This window comes from Streptomyces sp. SID14515 (assembly GCF_010548505.1).
GTDB classification, from domain to species: domain Bacteria; phylum Actinomycetota; class Actinomycetes; order Streptomycetales; family Streptomycetaceae; genus Streptomyces; species Streptomyces caviscabies.
In genome coordinates, this window is the sequence record NZ_JAAGMH010000131.1 from 1 (window position 1) to 10,321 (window position 10,321).

Below are 10,321 nucleotides of genomic sequence, written 5' to 3' on the forward strand. Positions count from 1 at the left end.
CACGGCCGCCGCCGTCGCCCTGCACCGCCGCCGCCGCTGACCGCGCCCCTTCCGTACGCACCACACCTCGCACCCCGCACGTTCCGCGCCCCGTGCCCGTCCGTCCGGTCACGGGGCGCAGCCACGCCCGGGGCCGGGCGGCCGATCGCGAGCCGCTCCGGCACCGCGGCCGACGCCCCCTCCGGCCTGCCGGATCGCCGGCGGCCGGCCACAACCCGTCGCCCCCGCAGACAGATCACGAAGTAATCCGATCAATAAACGGTCACCATGTGCTACTTGATGCGTCACTTAGCGATAACAGAAGCGACGGAACCGGTGATTTAGACAACTGGGTGTAGCGCTGCCTGCACGAAGCGTTATTCTCCTCAGACGCATCACGGAGACCGCCACTCGCTACCACGGGTGACGTTTTTCGAACTGCTCGTGATGGAAGCTCTGCCTCTGGGAGTCCCGTGTACCCACACGTCGGGGTTGACGCCTCGGGCCTGGCTACGCTGCGTGCATCGGTCATTGACCGCTTGCGCGGCTTCGTCCCCACCGCGTACGCCGTCCCCGCTTTTGCCACCCCTGCACCTGCCGGCCCTTGCTACGCCCTGGCCGAACGCAGTGCGGCGGTCGGAAGACGCGGCACCCGCGCCGCCTCGACCACCTCGACCGTCCGCCGTCCCACCGCCGACAGCGACAGCGCGCGCATGATGGATCTCGTCGAACGCGCGCAGGCCGGTGAGGCGGACGCCTTCGGCCGCCTGTACGACCAGTACAGCGACACCGTGTACCGGTACATCTACTACCGCGTGGGCGGCAAGGCGACCGCGGAGGACCTCACCAGCGAGACCTTCCTCCGCGCGCTGCGCCGTATCTCCACGTTCACCTGGCAGGGCCGTGATTTCGGCGCCTGGCTGGTCACCATCGCTCGCAATCTGGTCGCCGACCACTTCAAATCCAGTCGTTTCCGACTGGAAGTGACCACCGGCGAAATGCTCGACGCCAACGAGGTGGCGCGCAGCCCCGAGGACTCCGTCCTGGAGTCCCTCTCCAACGCCGCCCTGCTCCAGGCCGTGCGGCGGCTCAACCCCCAGCAGCAGGAGTGCGTCACCCTGCGGTTCCTCCAAGGCCTCTCGGTCGCCGAGACCGCCCGCGTGATGGGCAAGAACGAGGGCGCGATCAAGACCCTCCAGTACCGAGCCGTACGGACGCTCGCCCGACTCCTGCCGGACGACGCCCGCTGACCGGGCCGCTGCGTGACCGTCCCGTCACGCAGTGGTCCGATCATCTTTCGTGCGTAACCCAAGTGCCGCGCGCCTCGTTGTGCCGGTTGCAGGCCCCCTGTCGTCACCCCCTGTCCGTCTCCACTCACTCCATCGAGTGGAAACGCTCAAGGTGTGCAACCTTCCGGACCGCCAGGGGAGTCGACCGTCATGACGAGAGGAGGTGCCGCCAGTGATCGCAAACGTTTCGGCACACCGGCGGGCGAACGCCTTCGCCCAGGCCCTGGAGGAGCAGACCCCCCAGGGTGCGGCGGCCGTACAGCCCGCGGAGCCGGCCGACCAGGCCGACCGCGGACCGCTGTTGGCCCTGGCGAACGGCCTCGGTGAGCTACCGAAGCCGCAGTTGGACCCCGAGGTCAAAGTGGTGCAGCGAGCCCAGCTCGTCGCGGCCATGGAGGCCATGTTCGCCGAGGGCGGCGCGTCCACGGGCCCTACGGTGCCCGTGCAACGGGGCAAGGGGGCCCACCGGGCCTCACCACTGCGGAAATTGCGCCCCCGCTCCCGCTGGGCGAAGGGTCTCACCGCCGGCGGGCTCACCGTCGGCGTGGCCGCGGGAGCCTTCGGCGGAGTGGCCGCCGCCAGCTCCGACGCCCTCCCCGGTGATTCGCTGTACGGGCTGAAGCGCGGGATGGAGGACATCAGCCTCGGCATGGCCAAGGGCGACGCCGACCGCGGCGAGGTCTATCTCGACCAGGCCTCCACCCGGCTCAGCGAGGCCCGCAGACTCATGGAGCGCGGCCGCTCCGGCGCACTCGACCACGAATCCCTCGGCGCCGTGAGACGCGCGCTCAACGGCATGTCCCACGACGCCTCCGAGGGCCACCGCCTGCTCCGCGCCGCCTATCAGCGCGACGGAGCGATCGGCCCCATCCAGACCCTGGACACCTTCTCCCGCTCGCACCGCGACACCTGGAGCAGCCTGCGCGACCGGCTGCCCGTCCAGCTCACCGACGTCCGCGACGAGGTCAGCTCGGTCTTCGACGCCATAGAGGAAGAGGTCGCGCCGCTCCAGTCGCTCCTGCCCCGCCCCCCGGGCGAGGACAAGAACACCGGACGCCCCGACACCACCGCCCCGGACGCCGGTTCGCCCCGGACCGACGCCCCCGCGTCCCCGGCCGCCCCCGAGCAGCCCGGAGACCGCACCGACGACAACAGCACCACCCCCAAGCCCTCCGGCTCCCCGGGCTCCGCCGACACCACCCCGGACGACGGGCTGCTCGGCGGCGGCACGGACGGCCTGCTGGACGACCTCCCGACGGACGGCCTCACCAAGCCCTCCCCCGAGAGCAAGCCCAGCGCGCCGGCCGCCCCGGACGTCACCCTGCCCCCGCTCCTCCCCGGGCTCCTCCCGGGCCTCGGCATCGACGGCGAGAACCTCAGGCCGTAGACCGGAGCACACGGGTAAGGGGCCGGTACGCGATGGCGTACCGGCCCCTCCCTCTGTGCAACTGATCAGAACGGGCAGGTCAAACGGGCAGGTCAGAAGAAGACCGACCGCCGCTGCACCAGCAGCTTGTACAGCGTGTGCTGGATCTGCTCGCGCACCTGGTCCGTCAGGTTGAACATCAGCATCGGGTCCTCCGCCGCCTCCGGCGGATATCCGTCCGTCGGAATCGGCTCACCGAACTGGATCGTCCACTTCGTCGGCAGCGGCAGCGCGCCCAGCGGCCCCAGCCACGGGAACGTCGGCGTGATCGGGAAGTACGGGAAGCCCAGCAGCCGGGCCAGCGTCTTCGCGTTGCCGATCATCGGGTAGATCTCCTCCGCGCCCACGATCGAGCACGGCACGATCGGCGCACCCGCGCGCAGCGCCGTCGACACGAACCCGCCCCGGCCGAAGCGCTGAAGCTTGTAGCGCTCGCCGAACGGCTTGCCGATGCCCTTGAAGCCCTCCGGCATCACGCCGACGATCTCGCCCATCTCCAGCAGCCGCTGCGCGTCCTCCGCACAGGCCAGCGTGTGACCGGCCTTGCGCGCCAGCTCGTTGACGACCGGGAGGTGGAAGACCAGATCGGCGGCGAGCAGCCGCAGATGCCGCTCGGCCGGATGGTTGTCGTGCACCGCGACCTGGAGCATCAGCCCGTCCAGCGGCAGCGTCCCGGAGTGGTTGGCCACGATGAGCGCCCCGCCGTCCGACGGGATGTTCTCGATGCCCTTCACCTCGACCCGGAAATACTTGTCGGCCAGCGGGCGCAGCGCCGACATCAGGACCTGGTCGGTGAGCTCCTCGTCGTACCCGAACTCGTCGACGTCGTAGTCACCGGTGACCCGCCGCCGCAGGAACGCGAGCCCGCCCGCGATCCGCCGCTCCCAGCCGCCGGCCGGAGAACCTTCCGCGCCGCCCGTATCGCCGCGGGGCTCCTGAGGCGCCTGCTCCGCCGCCGCGGGCGGCTCGGGCGCCTGCGCCCCCGGCAGGGCGCTCACCGGGGCCGAGGAGCCGTCACCGCGACCGCCTCCGGGACCGCCCGCCCCGGTCCGGCGCCGCGCCGGACGCGATGTGCCACCGGACCGCGAACGGTCGTCGTCGAACGGAATGACCTTGGCGTCCGCCATCGTCGGTGCGCTCCTCTACCTGGCGCCGTGAGTCGTCTGTACCGCACCGGTGCCGCGCTCCCGCGGCCCGGCGCCTCCCGGGAGCGGCAGCGCCGCCAGCCGGTCCACCGCCCTGCCCACCGTCTCCGGCGGCAACAGCCCCGGCCCCCGGCTCCGCGCGAACTCCGCGAACGTCTCCGCCGTGGTGAACTTCGGCCGGAAACCGAGGGTCTCGCGCATCTGCACGGTCGAGACCACCCTGCCATGGGTGAGCAACCGGATCTGCTCCGGCGAGAAATCGGTCATGCCGATCGTACGGAGCGCCGAGCCGACCCACGTGACGGCGGGCAGCAGCACCGGCACGGTCGGCCTGCCCAGCCGCCGCGAGCACTGCGACAGCAGCAGCACCCCGTCACCGGCGATGTTGAACGTGCCGCTGTTCAGCGTCCCGCGCCGGGGCTCGCTCGCCGCGATCCCCAGGACGTCGATCACATCGTCCTCGTGCACGAACTGGAGCCGGGGGTCGTAGCCGAAGACGGTCGGCAGGACGGGCAGCGACAGATAGTCGGCGAGCGGCGAGTCCGGGTGCGGCCCCAGGATGTTGGCGAACCGCAGCACGCACACCGCCACGTCCGGCCGCCGGCGGGCGAAGCCCCGTACGTACCCCTCGACCTCCACCGCGTCCTTCGCGAAGCCGCCGCTGGGCAGCGACTTGGGCGGGGTGGTCTCGGTGAACACGGCGGGGTCGCGGGGCGCCGACCCGTACACGCTCGTACTGGACTTCACCACGAGCCGCCGCACCGTCGGCGACTTCTGACAGGCGCCGAGCAGTTGCATGGTGCCGATGACGTTGGTCTCCTTGATCGCCGTCCGGCCGCCGGCGCCGAGCGCCTTGCCGGAGACGTCCAGGTGGACCACCGTGTCGACGGCGTACTCGGCCAGGATCCGCGCCATGGCCGACTGCCGGATGTCGGCGCGGACGAACTCCGCGTCGCCCAGCTGATGTGCGGGCGCGACCGCGTCGACGGCGATCACCCGGTCCACCCCGGGCTCGCGCTGGACGCGCCGGACGAAGCGGCCCCCCAGCTGCCGGGCCACTCCCGTGACGAGCACGACCTTTCCCAAGACCCGGCTCCCCTGCTTCCCGCGGTAACTTCCCTGGCCGTCACCGTAGCGGGTGGACGCCGCCCTGTGACGACCCCAGGGCCCGAAACGCACCGCAGCCCTCCCGCCGGATGGGCGGAAGGGCTGCGGATCTCACGAACTGCGTTCGCTTACTTCTTGTTGCGACGCTGAACGCGCGTGCGCTTGAGCAGCTTGCGGTGCTTCTTCTTGGCCATCCGCTTGCGCCGCTTCTTGATAACAGAGCCCACGACTACCCTCGCTTACTTCATCTTCACTGGTGCGGGGCGTCTGGGCCCACACGACCTACGTCGGCCTAGCCTACCCGCCACCGTCCGAGGGACGTAATCCGCAGGCAACCCCAGGCTGATCCCAGGCTGACGTCAGGCTGATTCCACCCCCACGAAGGACTCGCGGAGATACGCGTGAACCGCTTGCTCCGGCACCCGGAAGGACCTGCCCACCCGGATCGCCGGCAGATGACCGCTGTGCACCAAGCGGTACACGGTCATCTTCGACACTCGCATGACCGAGGCGACTTCCGCCACGGTCAGAAACTTGACCTCGTTGAGAGGCCTCTCGCTGCCAGCAGCCATGACCCACCTGTACCTTCCGCACCGGACGCGCACCGGCTTCCCCTCCGGTGACTCTTCGTCGTTGTGCGCTCACTCACCAGATTAGGGGCGGGTGGTGCGAGTGGGGAAGAGGAGGGGCGGCCGGCGGCCTACTGTGACAGACGGGCCCGATTGAGCACATAGCGCGTCAACGGCCGGTAAAACGGGGCCCGTACGCCGTCGTCGAGCGGAACGACCACGGACACCCGGCCCTCCGCCTCCCCCACGAACAGCGCCGGATCGTCCGTGTCCGCCGGCCCGATCGCCTCGATCCCCAGCTGACCTGCGCCGCAGACCCAGCCGTGATCCCCGATCACCAGCTCGGGCAGCACCCCGAGCCGCTCCGCCGCGTCCTGGAGCGCGAGCCGCACCGGAAGCGGCGAATGCGTGTGCGCGCCGGTCTCGCCACCCGTGGGCCGCCCCCCTGGTTCGCGCACCAGGGCGACACCCCGTACGTAGTCGAGGTTGTACGTGCGTACGCCAAACCGGGTCGTTATGTCGACACATCTCCCCTGCGCGGGGGTGAGAACAGGACAGCCCGCCGCCGACAGAGCGTCTGCCAGCCCGGCGTAGAAACCGAGCAGCCGGTGCGGATGACCGGTCCCCAGCAGCACCGGAGCCCGCCGCTCGGCCACCAGCGCCAACCGCTCGGCGAACGCGTCCAGCGCGGCCACCGTCCGGTCCGGGTCGATCGCGTCGGGCCCGCTCACATGCGCGGGATCGGCCGAGACCCCGCACCGGTCCGCCATCAGCCGCAACAGCTCGCCCTCGCCCCAGGCCCGCTCGGGCGCGAGCCCCAGCATCACCCGCGGATCCCGGGCGGCGAACAGCCGGTAGCTGCGCAGACTGTTCTCGCGCGGCGTGGCAACGGGCCCGGCCAGCCGGGCCGCCAGCAGATGGGCGCGTAACGCCCCGGTGCTCAACACCCCTGGGATGCTGCCGTATCGCGGAACCCGGCGGGCCGGATTCCCGGTACGCCCCACCGTTGGCGTAACGCACGGCACAATGCCCGCACCCGCCCCGGCCGCGCCCTTCAGGTCAGCAGCCCCCGCAGCGGGAACGCCGCCTTCCGGGACGCCAGCACCGCCTGGTCCAGCCGGTTGGCCGGATCGTACCCGTCCTCCCACGCCTTCCAGGACGGCGTACGCCCGTCGGTCATCCTGCCCGGCCCCAGCTGCCGCGTACGGGCGTAGACGAGATCCCGCCAGGACGGCGGCACCACCGACTCCGGATCGACCGGAGCGTGCGCCGCGATCCCGACCAGATGCGTCCACGACCGGGGCACCACGTCCACCACCGCGTATCCGCCGCCGCCGAGCGCCACCCAGCGCCCGTCGGCATACTCGTGCGCCAGCCGGTGACACGACTCCATGACGGCCCGCTGCGCGTCCAGCGACACCGCGAGGTGGGCGAGCGGGTCCTCGAAGTGGGTGTCGGCCCCGTGCTGGGTGACGAGCACCTGGGGCCGGAAGTCGGCCAGCAGCTCGGGCACCACGGCGTGGAACGCCCGCAGCCACCCCTCGTCCCCGGTCCCGGCGGGCAGCGGCACGTTCACCGCGGCCCCCTCGCCGTCCCCGGCCCCGGTCTCCTCCGGCCACCCGGTCTGCGGGAACAGCGTCCTCGGGTGCTCGTGCAGCGAGATCGTCAGCACCCGCGGGTCCTCCCAGAACGCGGCCTGCACCCCGTCGCCGTGGTGGACGTCCACATCGACGTACGCGACCCGCTCGGCGCCCAGCTCCAGAAGCCGGGCGATGGCGAGGGCCGGGTCGTTGTAGACGCAGAACCCGGCGGCCGACCCGGGCATGGCGTGATGCAGCCCCCCGGTGAAGTTGACCGCGTGCTCGCTCTCGCCCCGCCACACGGCCTCGGCGGCCCCCACCGACAGCCCGGCGATCAGCGCGGACGCCTCGTGCATCCCGGCGAACGCCGGATCGTCCACGGTCCCGAGCCCGTAGTTCTGGTCGGCGGCCCGCGGATTCAGTGAGGCGGCCCGCACCGCCGCCACATAGTCCTCGCGGTGCACGAGCCGCAGGGTGGAGTCCCCGGCGGACTTCGCCGACCGCAGATCCACCGCCCCGTCGAGCCCGAACGCCCGCACGAGCCCCATCGTCAGGTCGAGCCGGACGGGGTCCATGGGGTGGGTCTCCCCGAAGTCGTATCCCGTAACTGCGTCATCCCACATCAGCTGTGTGCGGCCGCTCATGCCCGCCACCGTATCGGGCGGGGCTCGGCCCGAACGAGCGGGCATACACCAGCGTCGCCAGCACCAGAACCATCGGAACGAGCATGGCGCCCCGATAACTCCACGCATCGCCCAGAGCGCCCACGAGCGGCGAACCGACCAGGAACCCCACATAGTTGAAGATATTCAACCGGGCCACGGCCGCGTCGCTGTTGCCCGGGAACATCCGCCCGGCCGCCGCGAAGGTCTGCGGCACGATCACGCACAGCCCGAACCCGAGCATCGTGAACCCGAGCATCCCCACCCAGGCGCCCGGCGCCAGCGCCACCACCGCGAACCCGCCGGCCGCCAGCAGACTCCCGCCCCGCACCACGGCGACCGCCCCGAACCGCCGCACCCCGAGGTCCCCCACCGCCCGCCCCAGCAGGGTCGTCACCATGTAGACGTTGTACGGAACGGTCGCGAGCTGCTCCGAACTGCCCAGCACGTCCTGGAGGTACTTGGCACTCCAGTTGGAGACCGTCGAGTCCCCGATGTACGCGAAGGTCATGACGAGGCACAACGGCAACAACAGCTTGAACGACAGGGCCCCGCCGGCGCCTCCGCCACCGGAGCGCGCTTCCTCCTCCGGCCCCTTCCCCTCCGTGTACCACCGGCTCCCGACCAGCGCGGCGGGCAACAGCACCACCACCACGGGCAGATAGGACACGAACAGCGAAAGGTCCCACCGCGCCCCGACCCACGCCAGCGACGCCCCCGCGATCCCGCCGAGGCTGTACGCGGCATGGAACCCGAGCATGATGCTGCGCCCGTACGCCCGTTGGAGGCTGACGCCCAACATGTTCATGGAGGCGTCCAGCGCCCCGACGGCCAGCCCGAAGACGCCGAGCGCGACGGCGACATGCCACATCTCCCGCCCGGCGCCCACCCCGAGCAGGGCGAGCAGGACGAGGGGCTGGGCCCACCGCAGGACGACGCCGGGCCGCACCCGCGCGACCACCTTCTCGGTGGCCACGCTGCCGGCCCCCGCCAGGATCGGGACAGCGGCGAGGAAGACGGGCAGCAGCCCGTCGGATATCCCGTACTGGTCCTGAATGGCGGGGATACGCGTCACCAGAAGGGCGAAGGCCACCCCTTGGACGCCGAAGCTCAACCCCAGGGAGGCCCTGCCGTACCGCAAGCCCGCTTCTGTCATGGCCGCGAGCGTAGAGCCAGGCGCTACCCGTGGGTAGACGGATCAGCCGAGCAGTTTCAGGCCAGCAGTTCGGGAAGCTGCGCCATGTCCGAGAAGTGCCCGGTCACTCCGGTGAGCCGGTCGGCGGGCATCATCGACGTGAACCCGTACACGTCCATCCCGGCCGCCCGCGCCGCCTCGACGCCGAGCGGGCTGTCCTCGATGACGACGCACCGCTCCGGCGCGACGCCCATCCGCTCGGCGGCGTACAGGAACAGATCCGGCGCCGGCTTGCCCCGCCCGACGTCCTCCGAGCTGAAGATCCACTCTTCCTCGAACCACTGGTCGATGCCCGTCTTGCGGTGCCCGACCCGGATCCGCTCGTGGCTCCCGGAGGAGGCGACGCAGTAGTCCACCCCGTCCGCGACGAGCTTGCCGAGCAGTTCCTCGGCCCCGTCCACCGCCACCAGCTCCCGCTGGAAAGCGGCGAACGTACGGGTGTTGAGCGTGGAGTCGAAGTCCTCGGGCAGCTTCTGCCCGGTCCTCTCCTCGACGAGATCGTGGACGCGGTGCACGGCGGACCCCATGTAGTCACGGAGCGACTCGTCGTACGTGGTGGGGTGACCGAGTTCGGTCAAGTAGCCGGAGAGGACGGTGTTGGCGAGCGGCTCACTGTCGACGAGCACACCATCGTTGTCGAAGATGACCAGTTCGTAGCGCATGGTTCGACCCTAGACGTTCAGAACGCAGAAAAGCCCCGTGCCACAAGGCACGGGGCTTTCCCGGAAAAATTGTTCGGCGGCGTCCTACTCTCCCACAGGGTCCCCCCTGCAGTACCATCGGCGCTGAAAGGCTTAGCTTCCGGGTTCGGAATGTAACCGGGCGTTTCCCTAACGCAATGACCACCGAAACACTATGAAATTAACCAACACCGGATGAAAACACGGCCGTTCGTTATTTCAGAACTAACACAGTGGACGCGAGCAACTGAGGACAAGCCCTCGGCCTATTAGTACCAGTCAGCTCCACCCCTTACAGGGCTTCCACATCTGGCCTATCAACCCAGTCGTCTACTGGGAGCCTTAACCAATCAAGTTGGTGGGAATACTCATCTCGAAGCAGGCTTCCCGCTTAGATGCTTTCAGCGGTTATCCTTTCCGAACGTAGCCAACCAGCCATGCCCTTGGCAGGACAACTGGCACACCAGAGGTTCGTCCGTCCCGGTCCTCTCGTACTAGGGACAGCCCTTCTCAATATTCCTACGCGCACAGCGGATAGGGACCGAACTGTCTCACGACGTTCTAAACCCAGCTCGCGTACCGCTTTAATGGGCGAACAGCCCAACCCTTGGGACCGACTCCAGCCCCAGGATGCGACGAGCCGACATCGAGGTGCCAAACCATCCCGTCGATATGGACTCTTGGGGAAG

General features: G+C 70.0%; 10 protein-coding genes and 2 rRNA genes. 2 read left to right on the plus strand and 10 right to left on the minus strand.

The features are described from left to right. Positions 1 to 452 precede the first annotated feature (452 nt). Positions 453 to 1,229, plus strand: a complete 777-nt coding sequence (locus G3I54_RS31325; RefSeq protein ID WP_003968333.1) for an ECF subfamily RNA polymerase sigma factor, BldN family — start codon at positions 453 to 455, stop codon at positions 1,227 to 1,229. 211 nt (positions 1,230 to 1,440) lie between these two features. Then, positions 1,441 to 2,655 (plus strand): DUF5667 domain-containing protein, encoded by a 1,215-nt coding sequence (locus G3I54_RS31330; RefSeq protein WP_164619566.1) that lies wholly within the window; start codon positions 1,441 to 1,443, stop codon positions 2,653 to 2,655. 92 nt (positions 2,656 to 2,747) lie between these two features. On the opposite strand, the gene G3I54_RS31335 is transcribed toward G3I54_RS31330, so the two are convergent. From G3I54_RS31335 to G3I54_RS31380, 10 genes are all read right to left on the minus strand, one after another. After that, positions 2,748 to 3,821: a lysophospholipid acyltransferase family protein gene (locus tag G3I54_RS31335; protein WP_164619568.1), complete on the minus strand. Its 1,074-nt coding sequence runs from the start codon at positions 3,819 to 3,821 to the stop codon at positions 2,748 to 2,750. 15 nt (positions 3,822 to 3,836) lie between these two features. Beyond that, entirely contained in the window at positions 3,837 to 4,925 is a 1,089-nt protein-coding gene (locus tag G3I54_RS31340) for an NAD-dependent epimerase/dehydratase family protein (protein ID WP_164619570.1), read from the minus strand. A 149-nt stretch (positions 4,926 to 5,074) separates the two neighbouring features. Continuing rightward, positions 5,075 to 5,173: an AURKAIP1/COX24 domain-containing protein gene (locus G3I54_RS31345; RefSeq protein ID WP_003948845.1), complete on the minus strand. Its 99-nt coding sequence runs from the start codon at positions 5,171 to 5,173 to the stop codon at positions 5,075 to 5,077. 132 nt (positions 5,174 to 5,305) lie between these two features. Continuing rightward, a complete protein-coding gene (locus G3I54_RS31350) occupies positions 5,306 to 5,518 on the minus strand; it encodes a helix-turn-helix domain-containing protein (protein WP_003968329.1) in 213 nt (70 codons plus the stop codon). A gap of 128 nt (positions 5,519 to 5,646) precedes the next feature. Then, a complete protein-coding gene (locus G3I54_RS31355; RefSeq protein WP_137234240.1) occupies positions 5,647 to 6,462 on the minus strand; it encodes a phosphatase in 816 nt (271 codons plus the stop codon). Positions 6,463 to 6,569: 107 nt separating this feature from the next. Beyond that, positions 6,570 to 7,739, minus strand: coding sequence for an acetoin utilization protein AcuC (locus tag G3I54_RS31360; protein WP_164619572.1), 1,170 nt, complete (start codon positions 7,737 to 7,739; stop codon positions 6,570 to 6,572). Then, entirely contained in the window at positions 7,708 to 8,913 is a 1,206-nt protein-coding gene (locus G3I54_RS31365) for an MFS transporter (RefSeq protein ID WP_164619574.1), read from the minus strand. The genes G3I54_RS31360 and G3I54_RS31365 overlap by 32 nt, the downstream gene beginning before the upstream one ends. Before the next feature lie 56 nt (positions 8,914 to 8,969). Then, positions 8,970 to 9,614, minus strand: coding sequence for an HAD family hydrolase (locus G3I54_RS31370; RefSeq protein ID WP_164619576.1), 645 nt, complete (start codon positions 9,612 to 9,614; stop codon positions 8,970 to 8,972). Positions 9,615 to 9,685: 71 nt separating this feature from the next. Further along, positions 9,686 to 9,802: ribosomal RNA gene (gene rrf / locus G3I54_RS31375) — 5S ribosomal RNA — on the minus strand. Between the two features lie 79 nt (positions 9,803 to 9,881). After that, positions 9,882 to 10,321, minus strand: a 23S ribosomal RNA gene (locus G3I54_RS31380); the annotation flags it as partial.